The sequence below is a fragment of the Nocardia jejuensis NBRC 103114 genome (genome assembly GCF_001613145.1).
Lineage (GTDB): Bacteria > Actinomycetota > Actinomycetes > Mycobacteriales > Mycobacteriaceae > Nocardia > Nocardia jejuensis.
Map to the genome: position 1 here is coordinate 1 of NZ_BDBU01000009.1, position 15,860 is coordinate 15,860.

The 15,860-nt window shown below is 68.5% G+C and carries 14 protein-coding genes; 4 read left to right on the forward strand and 10 right to left on the reverse strand.

Annotation, left to right across the window (positions count from 1 at the left end; all coding sequences use genetic code 11):
- The coding region (locus NJ1_RS07385; protein WP_067689312.1) for an MspA family porin at window positions 1-465 on the reverse strand (465 nt) is incomplete at its 3' end.
- An 84-nt stretch (window positions 466-549) separates the two neighbouring features.
- Entirely contained in the window at window positions 550-1,662 is a 1,113-nt protein-coding gene (locus tag NJ1_RS07390; protein ID WP_067689315.1) for a methyltransferase domain-containing protein, read from the reverse strand.
- Window positions 1,663-1,676: 14 nt separating this feature from the next.
- On the opposite strand from NJ1_RS07390, the gene rfbC reads away from it, so the two are divergent.
- Window positions 1,677-2,273, forward strand: a complete 597-nt coding sequence (gene rfbC, locus NJ1_RS07395; protein ID WP_067689319.1) for a dTDP-4-dehydrorhamnose 3,5-epimerase — start codon at window positions 1,677-1,679, stop codon at window positions 2,271-2,273.
- Here the strand turns inward: rfbC and NJ1_RS07400 are convergent.
- From NJ1_RS07400 to NJ1_RS07415, 4 genes are read right to left on the reverse strand one after another with little or no spacing between them, the layout of a single operon-like run.
- Window positions 2,257-3,285, reverse strand: a complete 1,029-nt coding sequence (locus NJ1_RS07400; RefSeq protein ID WP_067689371.1) for an NAD-dependent epimerase/dehydratase family protein — start codon at window positions 3,283-3,285, stop codon at window positions 2,257-2,259. The two genes, rfbC and NJ1_RS07400, sit on opposite strands and share 17 nt — an antisense overlap.
- 2 nt (window positions 3,286-3,287) lie before the next feature.
- Window positions 3,288-3,938 carry a PIG-L deacetylase family protein gene (locus NJ1_RS07405; protein ID WP_067689322.1) on the reverse strand — a complete coding sequence of 217 codons (651 nt, stop codon included), beginning with the start codon at window positions 3,936-3,938 and terminating at the stop codon, window positions 3,288-3,290.
- A complete protein-coding gene (locus NJ1_RS07410) occupies window positions 3,935-4,717 on the reverse strand; it encodes a sugar phosphate nucleotidyltransferase (protein ID WP_067689324.1) in 783 nt (260 codons plus the stop codon). Before NJ1_RS07410 ends, NJ1_RS07405 begins: the two co-directional genes overlap by 4 nt.
- Complete coding sequence (locus tag NJ1_RS07415; protein WP_067689327.1) at window positions 4,714-5,979, reverse strand: class I SAM-dependent methyltransferase; 1,266 nt, start codon at window positions 5,977-5,979, stop codon at window positions 4,714-4,716. Before NJ1_RS07415 ends, NJ1_RS07410 begins: the two co-directional genes overlap by 4 nt.
- Window positions 5,980-6,455: 476 nt before the next feature.
- On the opposite strand from NJ1_RS07415, the gene NJ1_RS07420 reads away from it, so the two are divergent.
- Window positions 6,456-7,910 carry a sugar transferase gene (locus NJ1_RS07420; protein WP_067689330.1) on the forward strand — a complete coding sequence of 485 codons (1,455 nt, stop codon included), beginning with the start codon at window positions 6,456-6,458 and terminating at the stop codon, window positions 7,908-7,910.
- A 73-nt stretch (window positions 7,911-7,983) separates the two neighbouring features.
- On the opposite strand, the gene NJ1_RS07425 is transcribed toward NJ1_RS07420, so the two are convergent.
- The 4 genes from NJ1_RS07425 to NJ1_RS07440 all read right to left on the reverse strand — a co-directional run bounded on the left by NJ1_RS07425 (window position 7,984) and on the right by NJ1_RS07440 (window position 12,383).
- Window positions 7,984-8,817, reverse strand: coding sequence for a polysaccharide lyase family 20 protein (locus tag NJ1_RS07425; protein ID WP_067689332.1), 834 nt, complete (start codon window positions 8,815-8,817; stop codon window positions 7,984-7,986).
- A 76-nt stretch (window positions 8,818-8,893) separates the two neighbouring features.
- The gene (locus tag NJ1_RS07430) at window positions 8,894-9,871 is read right to left on the reverse strand and encodes an NAD-dependent epimerase/dehydratase family protein (protein WP_084477846.1); all 978 of its coding nucleotides are present in this window, start codon (window positions 9,869-9,871) and stop codon (window positions 8,894-8,896) included.
- 30 nt (window positions 9,872-9,901) lie between these two features.
- A complete protein-coding gene (locus NJ1_RS07435; protein ID WP_157573821.1) occupies window positions 9,902-11,056 on the reverse strand; it encodes a glycosyltransferase family 4 protein in 1,155 nt (384 codons plus the stop codon).
- A 94-nt stretch (window positions 11,057-11,150) separates the two neighbouring features.
- Window positions 11,151-12,383 (reverse strand): GNAT family N-acetyltransferase, encoded by a 1,233-nt coding sequence (locus tag NJ1_RS07440; RefSeq protein WP_067689339.1) that lies wholly within the window; start codon window positions 12,381-12,383, stop codon window positions 11,151-11,153.
- Window positions 12,384-12,555: 172 nt separating this feature from the next.
- Here NJ1_RS07440 and NJ1_RS07445 point away from each other — a divergent pair, with 172 nt between their 5' ends.
- The gene (locus NJ1_RS07445; RefSeq protein ID WP_067689342.1) at window positions 12,556-14,160 is read left to right on the forward strand and encodes a polysaccharide pyruvyl transferase family protein; all 1,605 of its coding nucleotides are present in this window, start codon (window positions 12,556-12,558) and stop codon (window positions 14,158-14,160) included.
- Window positions 14,153-15,820 carry an oligosaccharide flippase family protein gene (locus NJ1_RS07450; protein WP_067689345.1) on the forward strand — a complete coding sequence of 556 codons (1,668 nt, stop codon included), beginning with the start codon at window positions 14,153-14,155 and terminating at the stop codon, window positions 15,818-15,820. The genes NJ1_RS07445 and NJ1_RS07450 overlap by 8 nt, the downstream gene beginning before the upstream one ends.
- The last annotated feature ends 40 nt before the right edge of the window (window positions 15,821-15,860 follow it).

Genomic DNA, 15,860 nt, shown 5'->3' on the forward strand with positions numbered 1-15,860 from the left:
GGCCTCGACCGACTGGATGCCGGGGCCGAATCCGACGGACAATTCGATCCCGGCCATCGGGATCAGATTGTTCAGCGTGAGTTTCGGATCGCTGCCCAGCTCCGCGCCGAGATTCGGTGTCTGCCACTGGAATCGGATCTTCCCGTCCAGGGTGGCCGGATAGCCGACCTGATAGCCCAGGGTGATCTGACCGGACCAGTCCTGCGCCTTGTCCCCGGAGATTCGGTAGGACGCCGTCCCGTCGTGGAACCACTCGCGGGTCAGCGGGCTACCGTCCAGCGGCGGCACGAAGGAGATGCGAGTGTCGGACTGTATCGCCTCGACCGTGCGTTCCTGCCGGTCGAGAATGGAGTTGCTGCTGTCGACACCGGCGGCGGACATGCTGGTGCCCAGCGCCAATCCGACCGTCATCGCGGCGACCACAGCCGCGGTGCGCGCGGATGCGCGCTGCTTCGATCCGTACATTGTTCTTCCCCAGTTCCCTCATCAGATGTATCTACGCGAACTGCCAAGTCGCGCAATGACGTCCCCATTGCGTGTGTACTCGAATCACCGCTCGCCGAGAATGTCGACGACCCACCTCCCGTCGAGTTCCGGCCACCGCGACCGCACTTCGGGCAGTAGGTCGGGCAGGGTCAGGAACACTCGATCCGGTCGCGCGGCGACGAGTGCCGCCGGATCGATGATCGGGATGTCGGTTCCGGGCATGCGACGACCCTGTTTGGCGGGTGAGGCGTCGGCGACCGCGGTGACGAGGCCGCGATGCGCCCCTGCCAGATGTAGTAGTGAGACGGCACGGGATGCGGCTCCGTAAGCGTAAACCGTTTTGCCCGAGCGGATTTGGGTTTCGAGCCAGTCGCGCAGCGCGCGGGCCTGTCGATCGGCGTCCCGCTGCAGTGTGCGCACCGTATCGGGGTCGGCGACCGCGGACTCGGCGGCGAGAACGCGCACGAGGCTCTCGTGGGGAGCGAGGTCACCCTCCGGCGCGTGCACGGCCGCGACCAGTACCGTGCCGCCGTAGAGGTCGAACTCCCACACCTGGGCGATACCCATTCCCGCACCACCGAGCAGGCGGCGCAGCGCGGCCAGCGAGTAGTACGCGAAGTGCCCGTGCCGCAGTGCATTCCACTGACCCTGCTCGACGATGGCGTGCAGTGAGTGGAACTGCAGCAGCAGCACCCCGCCGGGTGCGGTGGCCGCGGCGCGCGCCGCGAACGCGGCCCGCTGATCGGGCTCGTGCATGATCCCGAAGCAGTCGATCACCACATCCGCCGCGGCGAGGGTCTCGGTGTATCCGCGCGTCGCCAGCGGCGGCAACCAGCTGCCGCCGTGCGGGCTGCCGAATTCCCGCACGGTGCGACCGCGCAGCCATCCGGCGGCCTCGGCCCGGGTCAGCGCGTCCACGGCCTGATCTCGCAGCGCCTGCGGCTCCACGCCCCGGGGTTCGGAGGTGACGGTGTCGTCCTGAGCCAGTTGCGCGAGCCCGCAGCCGGGACACAGATCCATCGCGAGTGGATGGGCCGACTCGCCGGTGTCCGCGCTCGCGTCCAGGGCCGGAAAGTTGTCCGCCGCAGGCATTTTCCCCAGATCCAGCACTCGGATCAGGGCCGAGCCGCCGCATCCGCGACATTCGCCGCGTCCGCGCGTCGCCGAGGCGCTCATGGCACGATGACCTGGTGCTGATCGAAGCGACCGAACTCGCCGATGTGCTGGTCCTGACCCCGCAGCCATTCCGGGACGGCAGGGGCCTGTTCACCCGCACGTTCGACGCCGCGGAGTTCGACGCCCACCTCGGTGTGCCGGGACTGTCCGCCACCTTCGTGCAGGACTCGCAGTCCCGCTCCTACCGAGGCGTGGTTCGCGGTATGCACGGCCGGGCGGGGCGCGGTGAGGCCAAACTGGTGCGCTGTGCGCACGGGTCGGTGCACGACGTGCTGGTGGACATCCGGCCCGAGTCGCGGACGTTCGGGTATCAGCAGTCGTTCCTGCTGGACGACAACGACTTCCGGCACCTGTACGTCCCACCGGGTTTCCTGCACGGTTTCCAGGCGCTGAGTCCGGTCGCGGACGTCTGCTATCGGATCGACCGCCCGCACGTGCCGGGCGAGGATCTGGGCGTCGCCTTCGACGATCCGGATCTGGGCGTCCCGTGGCCGCAGCCGGTGACGGTGGTGTCCGATCGGGACGCGGACGCCCGATCCTGGCGGCAGTTGCTCGAGACGCTGCGGATCGAGCACGAGGGCCCGGTCCGGCATTTCAGGCCCCGATCCTGACCCGGCGCAGCTCGTCGTCCAGCACCCCGGCCTCCTGCAGCGAGCGCAGCTGCGCGAGCCGGGTGAACCGATGGAAGAACGCGTCGGAGGTGAGCCCGCGCGCGACGTACTCGCGCTGCAGTTCGGCGGCCCCGTCCGGAATGCTCCACTGCGCCTCGAATCCCAATTCCTTACGGGCGTAGGAGAAATCGACGCGATACGAGCGCGGGTCCGCTCCGCTCTCACCGGTGATGGCGAGGGTGGCCCCGGGTACCGCCTCGACCACCGCGTGCGCTATCTGCGACACGGTGAGATTGTTGGTCTCGGTGCCGATGTTGTACGCCCGGCAGGCGATCGCCTCGACCGGCGCGGTCAAGCAGACGGCGAAGGCCCGCGCGATGTCCTGCGCGTGTACCAGCGGCCGCCACGGCGTGCCGTCGGACAGCACGCGCACCTCACCGGTGAGCACGGCGTAGCCCACCAGGTTGTTGAGCACGATATCGGCGCGCAAGCGGGGTGAGAAGCCGAAAGCCGTGGCATTGCGCAGGAATACGGGAGCGAAGCCGGAGTCGGCCAGGGCCGCCACATCGTCTTCGACCCGCACCTTGGAGTCGGCGTACGGGGTGAGCGGCCGCAGCGGCGCGTCCTCGGTGACCAGCTCGTCGCCGGCGGCCCCGTAGACCGAGCAGGTGGAGGCGTACAGGAAGCGCCGCACCCCGGCGTCCTTGGCCAGGCGGGCCAGGCGCACCGAGGCGTGATGGTTGATGTCGTAGGTGATCTGCGGCGCGAGCGCCCCCAGCGGATCGTTGGACAGCGCCGCCAGGTGCACGACCGCGTCGAAGCCCGCCAGGTGCTCGGCACGCACGTCCCGCAGGTCCACGCTCAGCGTCGGCGGGGCCTCGGGCGCCTGTCCGAGCACGCATTCGGCGAAATAGCCACTGTCCAGGCCGGTCACCTCGTGACCGGCCCGCTGTAGCTCCGGCACCATGACCGTGCCCAGATACCCCTGATGCCCGGTGACGAGTACGCGCACGATCATGCACCTCCGAAAGTGATGGTGGCCTTGTCCAGCAGGAAGGCCTCGGCATGGCGGGCGCGGCACTGCACCCCGCGCAGCCGGGACAGGGCAAGGAAGGACTGTTCGTCGAACCAGTCCCGATTACGTTGGGTCGGATAGTGTTTCATCAACAGCTCCGCCTTGAGTTCGGCGTGCTCGGTGCTGAGCGGATGGAACACGGTTGGTTGCGGAGTGTCGTTCTCCCACTTGAGGATCTCGTAGCCCAGCACCAGATGATCGCGGAACTCGGTGGGTGTCAGCTCGGCCAGCAGCCGATGGTCCTGATGCGCGTCCCCGCGCTGCGGCGCGAACACCACCTCGGCGGCGCTGTCGCGGCGCAGCTGCGCGATCGCGCCCTTGACCCGCTCCCAGTGCGCGGGTGCGTACCCGTCGGGCACGTCCAGCACGCGCAGGTCCAGATCGGCTCCGGGACAGAACGATTCCAGTGCGGCCTGTTCCTCACGGGCCCGCTCTGTCCCGGCTCCCGAGAGCACCAGGGCGCGCACCCGCAGTCCCGCAACGGTATTCGCGAGCGTGAGCAGGGTGCCGCCGAGTCCGATGGCAAGATCGTCGCAGTGCGCGGCGAGCAGCGCGACCTCGGTGATGCCGCCGGTGTCCAATCGGATCATGCTCCGGCGTTCTCCCACACCATCCACGGGCGATCACCCTGCGCATACCCGTCGTCGAGTTCGGCGCGCTCCTTGAAGGTGTCCGCGGGCTTCCAGAAGCCGTGGTGCTGATACCCGTACAGGCGTCCCTGCGTGGCCAGCGCGCCGCACGCGTCCTCGACCAGATCCCCGCCGGGCGGCAGATGGTCGAACACCGCGGGGGTGAGCACGAAGTAGCCGCCGTTCTCCCAGATCGGCAGGCGCGAGACCGGCGTAATGTTCTTGACCTCCCCGGCGGAGTTCACATCCACGCAGTGGAAGGAGGACTGCGGTGGCACGATCATCATCGAGGCCGCCGCGCCCGAATCCTGGAACTCGGCGATCATCCGGTTCAGCGGTGCATCGGTGAGCACATCGGCGTAGTTGGCCAGGAAGTACGGCTCACCGTCCAGATGCGGCCGGACGCGGCGCAGCCGCTCGCCGATCGGTGATTCGACGCCGGTGTCGACGAAGGTGATGGTCCAGTCGCTGATATCGGATTGCAGCAACTCCACCTTGCCGTCCCGGATCACGAAGTCGTTGGACACCGACTCCTGATAGGTGAGGAAGAAGTTCTTGATGTGCGCGGCCCCGTAGCCGAGGCAGAGGATGAAGTCCTTGTGCCCGAAGTGCGCGTAGTACCGCATCACGTGCCAGATCAGCGGGCGCGGGCCCACCATCTGCATGGGTTTGGGTATGACGTCCTCGGTGCCGTTGCGCATGCGCATGCCGTAGCCGCCGCAGAACAGTACGACCTTCACTTCGTGTGCCTTCCCGCGAGTTCCGATGCGGCGGCGTCGTCGAGCGTCGCATGGTGGAGAGTGGGCAGCGGATACACGATCTCGCCGCCCCAGCCGGTGACGTGCCGCAGTTGCGCGGTGATCTCGGCCTCGAGATTCCAGGGCAGCACCAGCACCACGTCCGGGCGATCGGCGTCGATGCGCTCGGGTGGATGAACGGGTATCCGGGTGCCCGGTGTGAATCGCCCGTGCTTGTACGGGTTCCGGTCGACGGTGTACTCGAGCAGATCGGGCCGGATGCCGCAGTAGTTGAGCAGGGTGTTGCCCTTGCCCGGTGCGCCGTACCCGACCACTCGCCGTCCGGAAGCCTTGGCCTCCAACAGGAATCGCAGCAGCTCCTGGCGGACGGTTTCGGCGCGCGGGCGCAGGTCGAGATAGCCGGACACCTCATGCAGGCCGGCCGCGGCCTCGAGCGCGAGCACCTGCGCAACGCGTTCGCCGGGCTCGGCCACCGCCTCGGGTCGAGCCCAGATCCGCAGGGACCCACCGTGGGTGCCGAGCAACTCCACATCCACCACGGTGAGCCCGGCCGTGGCCAGGGCGCGCTGCGCGGACAGCACCGTGTAGTACTGGAAATGCTCGTGATAGATGGTGTCGAACTGGCCGAGCGTCACCAGGTTCAGTGCGTGATGCACCTCGATCGAGAGCCAGCCGTCCTCGGCCAGCAGCGTGCGCAGCGAGGCGGTGAAGCCCACTAGATCCGGGATGTGCGCGTAGACGTTGTTGGCCACCAGCAGATTCGCCGGCCCGTGCTCCTCGCGCACGGCGCGGGCCAGCTCCTGATCCAGGAACGCCGTGATGGTCGGCACGCCCCGATCACGCGCCGCCGCACCGACATTGACCGAGGGTTCGATGCCGAGACAGGGTATGCCCGCGCTGACCGCGTGCTGAAGCAGGTAGCCGTCGTTGCTCGCGACCTCTACGATGAAACAGTCGCTGTTCAGTTCCAGTCGTTCGATCGACCGCTCCACGAAGAGTTTCGCGTGCCCCACCCAGCTGTCGGAGAAGGAGGAGAAGTACGCGTACTCGGTGAACGTCTCCTCGGGGGTGATGAGGGCGGGAATCTGTAGCAGCAGACAGTCTTCGCACAGTCGCAGATGCAGCGGATAGGTGGGCTCGGGCAGATCGAGCTCGGCCGCGGTCAAGAACTTCTCACACGGCGGGGTGGCTCCGAGATCGAGCACACTCACCAGCCGATCGGAATCACAGAGACGGCATCGCACGCGGAATCCCCACCTTTCGCCGAGGCCGGTGAAACGGGCGCCCGGCGGAACGCCGGCTGCACTGTGGTCGGCTCGATCCGGCCTTACGTTACAACAGGTTTGGCGTCGCGCGCCCGGTGAGAGCTTCGACCCGGCGACGTACGGGAAGTGAATTTCTGCGACTGGTAGAACGAGGCTTTCCGGCGGCTATCGGGAGAATCTTGCAAATCAAGGGTTACGTTCGCCGGGGGTGCTCGCCCCGGCGCCGCCGCACCTGCGAACATGCGAACGGTGGTAATGAGAGGTAACAGGGAGGAAACCGGTTGCGACGCTATCGGCAACTCTCGGGATACCTTGGGAGGCCGCAAAATTCGCAAACGGCTGTCAGGGCGGGTGTGTAACATTCGGCACCTGGCCACCGAAGACAGGCTGTTCTTCAGGAACTGATCAGCGGAGATCGGAACCGAGTTCTCCCGTGGGGGATAGGTGTTCGCTTCATGAGTTTCGAAGTTTCCGCAGGTCGCGTCGTGCGGGCAAATCGCCATGCCCGTTCCTCCCCGCACTCGTATCGTGAACGGTGGCAAGCGGATTACGCTCGCAGGCTCTGGATCAGCGACCTGCTGGTGATCTGCGGGTGCACCGGCCTCGCACAATATCTGACGCCCGGCAATCCGCTGATCTCGCTGCTGCTGGCACCGGCGTGGGTGCTGGCGCTCTCGCTGGGCTCGACCCGCACTCGCCGGATAATCGGCAGCGGCGCAGAGGAATACCGGCGCGTGGTGGTGGCCTGCCTGAAACTCTTCGGCGCGGTCGCGGTCGTCTCGGTGCTGCTCGAGCTCGGTATCGCGCGCGGCTATCTGCTGATCGCCTTCGGGGCCGGAACCGCGGCGCTGGTGGCGGAGCGACTGCTGTGGCACCGGTGGGTGGCGAGCAAGCGCGCGGCCGGTGACTATCGCAGCGCGATCGTGGTGGTCGGCACGCCGGACGCGGCCCGCGCCATGGTCTCGGCCCTGTCCCGGGACCCCGGCAACGCACATCAGGTGGTGGGGGTGTGCACGCGCGGCGGCGGTCCGCTCACCGAACGCGGTCTGCTGGTCGACGGACGCGAGATCCCCATCGTGGGAAACGATCTCAAGGTCGCCGACGCGGTGCGCCGGGTCGGCGCGGACACCGTCGCGATCACCACGACCGGCACTCTCAACGGGGTCGACTTCCGGCTGCTGGCTTGGGAATTGGATGAACTCGGCGTGGAACTGCTGGTCACCGCCGGGCTGGTGGACATCGCCGGAACGCGGCTCACTCACCGTCTCGTCGCGGATCAGCCCATGCTGCAGGTGGCCAAGCCGCGCTACGACCGGGCGAAGCTGATCGGCAAGAGCGCCTTCGACTTCGGCGCCTCGCTGGTGATCGTGCTGGCACTCGCCCCCGTCCTGCTGGGGCTGGCCGTGGCGATCCGCAGCACCACTCGCGGTCCGGTGTTCTACCTGTCCGAGCGCATCGGCCGGGATGGCCGGCCGTTCCGGATGATCAAGTTCCGTTCCATGTACGCCGAACCCGACGCGCACCTGAACGTCCTGCTCGCGAGCAAGGGAGCGAGCGGGGCGCCGCTCGATCCGCACGACGATCCGCGGGTGACGCCGCTGGGCGCGGTGATGCGGCGCTACGGCCTGGACGAGCTGCCGCAGTTCTTCAATGTGCTGCGCGGCGAGATGAGCATCGTCGGGCCGCGACCGCAGGTGCAGCACGTGGTGGACGGCTACGACGGGGTCATGCGCCGCACGCTGCTGGTGCGGCCGGGTCTCACCGGTCTGTGGCAGGTCAGCGGCCGGGCCCGGCTGACGCCGGAAGACGCCATGCGCCTGGATCTGTCGTACGTGGAGAACTGGTCCACGATCCTGGATCTGCATCTCATCGCCAAGACGATCGGAGCCGCGCGCTACCGTGCCGCGTGAGTTTCCGCGCGCTGCGTGAGTTTCCGGCGCAGCGCGAATTTTCGGCACAGCGGAAGTCTCCGGCACAGCGGAGCTAGAGCGGTCGGAGCTCGGCTTCGGTGGCAGCGCAGGAGAACCCGTCGTGATACACGACGCCCGGCGGCGTGATCTGCGGATCGCGGTAGTACCCCTGCTTGAAATAGGTGCCGCCGCCGTCCGGCATGAGCGTGCGCACCATGCAGCGCGTGCGGCCCGCGCAGGGCTCGGCCTGGAACCGCTGAGGCGTTCCGTCGACCCAGAGCTCCACGAATCCGATCGAATCCTCGATCGACCATTTCACGTGCATCTTGATGTCGATCCACGTCTCGGGCACGATCGGGCCGCTCCACGGTGTGTAGGTGGTCCCGGGATCTCCCGGTGCGTTCCAGGTGGATACGACGATGCCCCAGCGATCGTCGGCCACATTGGTCGGTCCCGCCCCGATCGCCAGGGGCGGGGGACCGTCCTGATCGGCGTGCCACTGCGAGAGCACCGTCCAGCCGCGATCCGCCGGGAAACCCGCGCCGAAGCGCGTACTCCACTGGTACCAGCGATCGTCGCCCTCGTCCGCGCGCAGCGCTTCCTCGCCGCTCACCTCGGCCCGTGCGCCGCAGCATAATTGGGCCGGGGTGTCGCCCTGGCGGACCTCGAATCGCGCGGCGTAGCGGCCCTGGCGCACCACGGTGCTCTCGACCTGCATGCTGTCGGAGGATCCGCGGAAGTTCACACAGGGGGCGCTGCTGACCACGATGTTCTGGCAGTCGGCCCACTGATCGAAATTGCCGGTCTCGAAATCCCCGACGAACGCGTGCGAATCGGCGGGTGGCGCGGGCGCGCAGGCGGAGAGCAGGATCAGCAGCACCGCACCGATCAGCGTGGCCACGCGCACCGTGGGACTCCTGCGTCTGCCGGCGGGGTCCGCCGGCTCGATTCTCACTGGGGCCGGCCGGCTTTCGCTCATACCTCTACTGCCAGGTCGCGCCGGTCAGGGACGCGTACCAGGCTACCGTGTTCGCCAATCCCCGGTCGAAGTCGGTGAGCGGCCGATAGCCGATGGATTCCAGACGGGAGATGTCCACGACCAGCTTCTCCGGATCCCCGGGCCGATTCGTGCCGCTGTACTCGAAAGCCGGGCTGGTACCGGTGATCTCGCACAGCGACTTGGCCAGCTGATCGATGGTGTACTCCCGGCCCGCGCCGACGTTGTACGCCTCACCGCGCAGCGGGGCGTTGTCCGCCACGATCATGACCGACCGCGCCGCGTCCCCGACATAGAGGAAGTCGCGAACCTGCGTGCCGTCCCCGTGGATGAACAGGTTCCGGTGATCGCGGTCGATCTTGGCCAGCAGATCGAACACCACCTGTTTGCGCTGACGCGGTCCGAAGGCCGAGAAGAACCGCACCGAAGCCAGATTCAGCCCGTACAGTTCGGCGAACACCGCGAGATACCGCTCCGCCGCGAGCTTTCCGACGCCGTAGGGCGAGATCGGCACGGTCGGATCGGTTTCGCTGATCGGGATGCGCACCGAGTTCCCGTACACCGCGGCGCTGGAGGCGAACACCATCCGTCCCGGCCACCGCAGCACCCGCAGCGCCTCGAGCAGCCGGAAGGTGGTGGCGAAATTGAGCTCGTAGTCGAACGCGGGCGCCTCGACCGAGGGCGGCACGTAGGCATTGGCCGCCAGATGGAAGATCACCTCGGCCGGATTGCCGGTCAGGTAGCCCGCCCAGTCGAGCTGACGGATATCGGTGTCCCGCAGCGTGATCGAGTCGGCCACGGCCGCCAGATTCTCCCGGCTGCCGGAGGTGAAATCGTCCAGCACGGTGACCCTGGCCCCCGCTCGCACGAGTTCCTCCACCAGGTGCGAGCCGATGAATCCCGCACCTCCCGTCACCAATACCGTCGTTCCGGTCCAGTTCATGTCGTGATCCGATGCGGGCATGACGCCTCCCCGTTGACTTCCCGGCTCCCACTACATCCCGGCGACGCGGAGATATGTTTCGACCGTGCGCTGTGCGACGGCGGCGGGCTCGAATTTCTCGAGGGCGAGCGCATGGGCGCGCGTCCCGAATTCCATGGCGAGATCCTGATTTTCGAGCAGTCGCACCATGCGCTCGGCGAGCGCTGATGCGTCCTCGGGCTCGACCAGGTAGCCGCTCTCGCCCTCGGCCACCATCTCCCCGATACCACCGACCCGCGAGGAGACGACAGGTTTGCCCGCCGCCATGGCCTGGGCCAGGATGGTCGGGGAGGTCTCCTCGTGCGAGAAAAGCACGACCGCGCGAGCCTGGCGCAGCTCCTCGCGCAGCCGATCGTTGTCGACCATGCCGATGAACTCGACCTGCTCGTCGAGTCCGAGGCGGGTGGTGAGTTCGCGGATGCCGCGGGCGTAGTCCGGGTCCGGCTGCGGCCCCACGACGGTCAGCCGGGCCTTCGGAACCCGCTGTGCCACCAGTGCGAACGCGCGCAGCAGCCCTTCGGGATTCTTGCGCGGTGACAGCACGCCCGCGAACAACAGCCGCTGTTCGGTGGGGCCGGACGGCGCGAGGGCGAAGAACTCCGGAGCGGTCGGATTCGGAATGCTCACATGGGTTCCGCGCACCAGCCCCGCAAGGGCTTTCGCGTCGTAGTCGGAGATGGACACGACCACCTTCGCCCGGCGCAGCACGCGGCGCACCATGGCGGCGACCAGGTAATAGCGCACCCGCTCCTTGAGGCTGGCCCGCGCCTGCAGTTTCGTCTCCAGATGCACCAGACCGTGCACGGTGACAACGGTATTCGCGCTGACCTGGGTCGCGATATCCCCGCGCAGTCCGATCTCGTGCGCGTGCACCACATCCGGGTCGAGTTCGGCGATGATCCGGCGTGCCTGGCGCACATCCAGGAACGACCCGCTGGCGACTCCGAGGCGGCTCTGCCCGCGCAGATAGCGGATCTGGACCTTCGGCCCTTCGCTGCGGGTGTGCACGGTGGTCTCGCCGGTGTGGAAGCGCAGCACCGTCAGGCTGTCGATCTCCTCCCGGGCCGCCAGAGCGGGCACCAGGGTGCTGGTCACCGATTCGATCCCACCCACGATCCGGCCCGGCTCCAGCGGATAGGTCGCGATCATGACAACGTTCAGGCCCACGTGTGCTCCTCGATGCGTCACCGCCACAGGCGTCCCCCCGGACCCGGTCACGCGGAACTCTACCTACCCGGATGCCTTTGTGTGCGGTCGGTTTTCATGATCGGAGCCCGGGATCGACCGCCGCCCAGAGCTCGGCGTCGTGGAAGGTTCCGTCCGGATCGAGGCGGGCGCCGCAGAGGGTGCCCTCGCGGGTGAGCCCGGCCGCGCGGGCCAGAGCCGTGAGGTGGGTGTCGGCCGGATCGACGAGCGCCTCGATTCGTTCGCCGCCGAGGTCGTTCAGGGCGAAGCGGACCAGCAGCGCGGCCGCGGTCTCGGCCGCGGTCGTTCGCGCGCTGTCGGGAGTGAACTCGAGCGACAGCGCGAGGTTCGCGCCGCCGCGGTCCAGGGCCAGCGCCCCGATCGGCCGATCGGCGACGAGCACCTCGTAGCGCGCGAGCCTGCCGTGTCGAAATCCCCAGCGGGAAGTTCTTTTTCGAAGTGTCACCGGCTGTTCATCGGGATCGCGGCCGGTGATCGAATCGGGAAACTCGGCATCCGCGCCCGAGCGCCACCACCGCAGCGGCGCACCCAGGTAGTACCGTGCCGCCACCGCGATCACTGCCGCCGGAGCGGTGTCGATCACCTCGCGCCGGCACTCGGCCGCTCGCCGGTGCGCCGAAACCTGCTCGGCGGGCAGCGGTTCCGCGTCGACGCCCGCCGCGATCAGCGCGCCGACCCACCCCGCGGCCGGAGTCCGGTCGGAGGTGACCGCCCACAGCTCGTGGTCCTGCCGCCGCCCGGCCACGCTCAGGGCGCGGATCATGGTGGCCTCGTGGGTCATCGCGGCGCGGATCGCGGACTGCCGGGCCACCCGGTTGCCCACACACGCCGGAGCGGTGATGCGATGCAAACCCAGTGGCCCGAGCGCGAATTCGGTGAGCAGCGCACCCGCCATCGCCCCGACGCCGTGCCGGGCCCGGCGGGAATCCATCCAGATTCCCAGCTCGGCGGAACGATGACGCGGATCCACCGGCACGAGGTTGCACTGGCCCGCGAATTCGCCGTCCACCAGGATGCTCAGCGGCAACGCCCGGCCGGCGGCGCGGTCGCGGCGCTGGCGCAGATACTCGCGAATCCACCAGGCCCGCGTGTGGCGCTGCTCCCAATTCAATGCGGAGGTGGTCCAGAACGGCTCGATGAATTCTCGGTCGCGGAGCCGGATCTCACGCCAGCGCGCGAAATCCGAGAGCCGGGTGTTGCGCACCGCGACCCGATGTCCGGCGACCAGCAGCGGACCCAGCCGAACCCGGCGCAGATCGGCTCCGGTGATCGCGGCGCGAGACGGCATGCATACCGAAGCTACCGGAGCGTGTGCCGATGCGCCGAGGTTGCGTAGTTGCAGGGGGTGCACAGTCGCAGGAGTTGCAAAGACGCTGCGGTTGTGGCTAATTGGGTTACGGTTGGCGAGCAGGGACGCCAACCGCGTCGTTCCGGCTCTTGCATGACCGGGGGAGATCCACATGGGCACCGGACTGCCGTGCGAGGGTGCCGGACATCGCATCCTCATCGAGAACAGTGAGTACTGGCTACGCAACTACGGTGACCTCGCCATGCTCGAGGTGACCGTCCGGCGAATCCGGGAGCGCTGGCCGAACGCACGCATCGGCATCATGACCGAATCGCCGACACTTGTCGCCGCGTATTTTCCGGGCGCGGTCGGGATCACGGTGGGCGCGAGCGACCCGTGGGCAGAGCCCGGCCCGCTGGCTCGCGCGGCGGCGGCACTGGGTCCGGCCGTCGTGGGACCCGTCGCCGAAGCGTGGTTGCGCACCCGGGCTCGGCTACTGCCGCAAGCGATTCGGGTCAGAGACAGACTCCGCGACCGACCTTCCCCGGACACGGAAGCCGGTCCCACGGACGCCCTCACCACCGGACCCATCCCTGCTGACGGTGCGGGCTCCACGACCGAGCAGACCCATGCCGCCGGACCGAACTCCGCCGGTGCACCGGCGAACGAGGCAGGGGCACCGGTGAGCGAGGCAGGGGCATTGCGCCCCCTCGACGCCGTCGGCCCTGAAGCGCGCGGTCGCGGACGGGTGGACGGGACCGCGAATTCCGGTCCACACGAGAACGCCGATACGCCCGCCGAGACCGGTACGTCCGCGAGTGTCGTCGTGCCGCGCATCGAACGCAGGCATCCTGGCGCCGCCAAGGCCGTGCGTGCGGCGTCGCTGGTGATCGCGCTGGGTGGCGGGTACCTGACCGACGCTGATCTGCCGCAGGCGGGGCGGGTGCTGGACCTGCTCGAATATGCACACGGCGCAGGGGTTCCCGTGGCGATGGTCGGACAGGGGCTCGGGCCGATGCGGGATCCGGAGCTGCGCGGGCGGGCGTCGGAGGTGCTGGCGAGAGTGCCGCTGATCGCGCTGCGGGAGCGGCGGCGCGGACCGGAGCTGCTGGAGTCGCTGGGTGTGCCCGCGAGCGCGGTCACCGTCACCGGAGACGACGCCATCGAACTCGCGCGCGACGCCCGAAATTCGGTATCAGGCACCGAGATCGGGGTCTGTCTGCGGATCGCGAAGTACTCGCCCGTGGCCGGGCTCGCGCAGGATGCCGTCGGTGTGGCCGTGCGGGCGGCGGCCGTCGAGTTCGGTACCGGCTTGGTTCCGCTCATCATCGCCGAGACCCCGGGCTCCCCGGACCGCGCGACGACACTGCCTCTGGTGCGCGGCGCGAACGCCGCCTCCCCGGTCGGCAGATTCGTGCGTCCCGGCGATGTCGCACAGCAGGTCTCGCGGTGCCGGGTGCTGGTCACCGGCGCCTACCACCTGGCGGTGTTCGCGCTGAGTCAGGGCATCCCGGTGGTGGCGCTCACCTCCACCGAGTACTACGACGACAAATTCCTCGGCCTCGAGCAGATGTTCGGCGGCGGCGTGCGGCTCATCCACCTCGACGATCCGGAGCTGGGCGAGCAACTCTCCGAGGCCATCCGGGATACCTGGAAGGACGCCGAGCACCTGCGCGCGGGTCTGCTCGCGCGCGCCGATGAACAGGTGAACGCCGGTCGAGAGGTATTCGAGCGACTGTTCTGCGAGTTCGAACGGACACACGCCGAGCATGCCTAGCGACGATCGGAATCAGCAGGGCCGCAGGCCCGTCCGGACCCGCGGCACCGGTGGATTCGACGACACCCTGGAACTTCCGATCGTGGATTTCGCCGAACCGGAACAGCCACCGGCCGGGCCTACGCTCACCCGGCAGATCGGCCGCGTGGCACTCGCCTCGGCCGCCGCGCTGATCTTCAGTGAATTGGTGTCCCTGGCCCAGACCGTCGCCCTGGCCCGCCTGCTGAGCCCCGCCGAGGTCGGCATGTTCGCGGCGGGAACCGTGCTCACGATGCTGTTGACCACCTTCGTCGAGGGCGGTCTGCGCTCGGGACTGGTGCAGCGCGAGGACCGCGTCGAGGATGCCGCCGAGACGGTGTTCCGGGCCTCCTTCGTGAACGGGGCGCTGGTGACGCTGGGCGCGCTGGCCGCCGCACCGGTGATCGGCATGCTGTTCCACAGCCGCACCATCGGGCTGATCGCGGCCACCACCTCCGGATTCCTGCTGCTCTTCTCGCTGACCAACGTTCCGGAAGCGTTGCTGCAGCGCGATTTCAGCGTCAAGCGCCGCATCATCGTCGGCCCGGCGGTGTCGGTGAGCTTCGCGGTCGTGTCGGTGACGCTGGCGGTGCTGGGCTTCGGAGTCTGGAGCATGGTCGTGGGCACCTATGTGTCCTACGTGGTCTGGGCGGTGTCGGTGTGGTGGCTGGCGCGGTGGCGGCCCGGCCGGGGACACGCGTCGATCCGGCTGTGGCGGGAACTCGCGCGTTACGGCTCACCGGTGGTGGTGAACATGCTGGGCTCACGGGTGCAATCGCTGGCCGAGGCCGCGGTGGTCGGTCGTGGCCTGAGCGCCGCGGCTCTCGGGCACTACCGCTACGGCCAGCGCATCGCGCAGATCCCGGTCCGCTTCATCGTGGAAGTCGGTGCGGTGTCACTGTTTCCGGCCTTCGCGCGCATCGCCGAGGAGCGTGACGGTGAACGACTGCGCTCGGCGTACCTGCGCGCGGTGCGGCTCACCACACTCGGCGCGGCCGCCCTCAGCGGACTCATCATCGCCCTGGGCGAACCGGCGGTGGTCATCGTCTTCGGTGAGCGCTGGCGCGAGGCCGGGACGGTCGTGGTCGCCATGGCCGGCCTCGGCCTGGGCAAGGCGTGGATGAGCGTGGGGGAGGAGGCCATCAAGGGGGCCGGACGCACCACGCTGTTGAACTGGCAGACCGCGGTCGAGCTGATTCTGGGCATCGGCCTGCTGCTGGTGTTCATCCGATTCTTCGGTCTGGTCGGCGTCGGCCTCGCGACCTCGGCGACCGCCCTGGTGGTGGCCGTGGTGGTGACCGTGCTGGCGCGCTCGGTGATCGGGGCGCCGCTGGGTGCGCTGATCCGCGCACTCGGCCCACCGCTCCCGGCGGGCGCACTCGCGCTGGCCGCCGCCTGGTCGCTGGAACATCTTGTGCTGCAGTCCGATACCCGGCCGATCGCCGCCGGAATCGGGTTGCTTTTCGTGGACGCGGCGGTGTTCCTGGTGATCTATCTGCTCGTGCTGGCAGTCCTGGCACCGGATGTCATTGCCGGATTCATCCGTCTCGCAGGACGATTGACAGGCCGCCTCGGGCGGCGCCACCGCCCTGCCTCGACGGCGCAGCAGCCGGTGATCACCGGCGGATCGAGCGGGCCGTGACCGGCCCCGCCCGCACCGCCGCACCCGGTCGACGGTGTAA

Excerpts from the sequence above, each read along its gene's own strand:
- NJ1_RS07445 (WP_067689342.1), top strand. The coding sequence starts at position 12,556 with ATGGGCACCGGACTGCCGTGCGAGGGTGCCGGACATCGCATCCTCATC.
- NJ1_RS07405 (WP_067689322.1), bottom strand. The coding sequence starts at position 3,938 with ATGATCCGATTGGACACCGGCGGCATCACCGAGGTCGCGCTGCTCGCC.
- NJ1_RS07450 (WP_067689345.1), top strand. The coding sequence starts at position 14,153 with ATGCCTAGCGACGATCGGAATCAGCAGGGCCGCAGGCCCGTCCGGACC.
- NJ1_RS07390 (WP_067689315.1), bottom strand. The coding sequence starts at position 1,662 with ATGAGCGCCTCGGCGACGCGCGGACGCGGCGAATGTCGCGGATGCGGC.
- NJ1_RS07440 (WP_067689339.1), bottom strand. The coding sequence starts at position 12,383 with ATGCCGTCTCGCGCCGCGATCACCGGAGCCGATCTGCGCCGGGTTCGG.
- NJ1_RS07430 (WP_084477846.1), bottom strand. The coding sequence starts at position 9,871 with ATGCCCGCATCGGATCACGACATGAACTGGACCGGAACGACGGTATTG.
- NJ1_RS07420 (WP_067689330.1), top strand. The coding sequence starts at position 6,456 with ATGAGTTTCGAAGTTTCCGCAGGTCGCGTCGTGCGGGCAAATCGCCAT.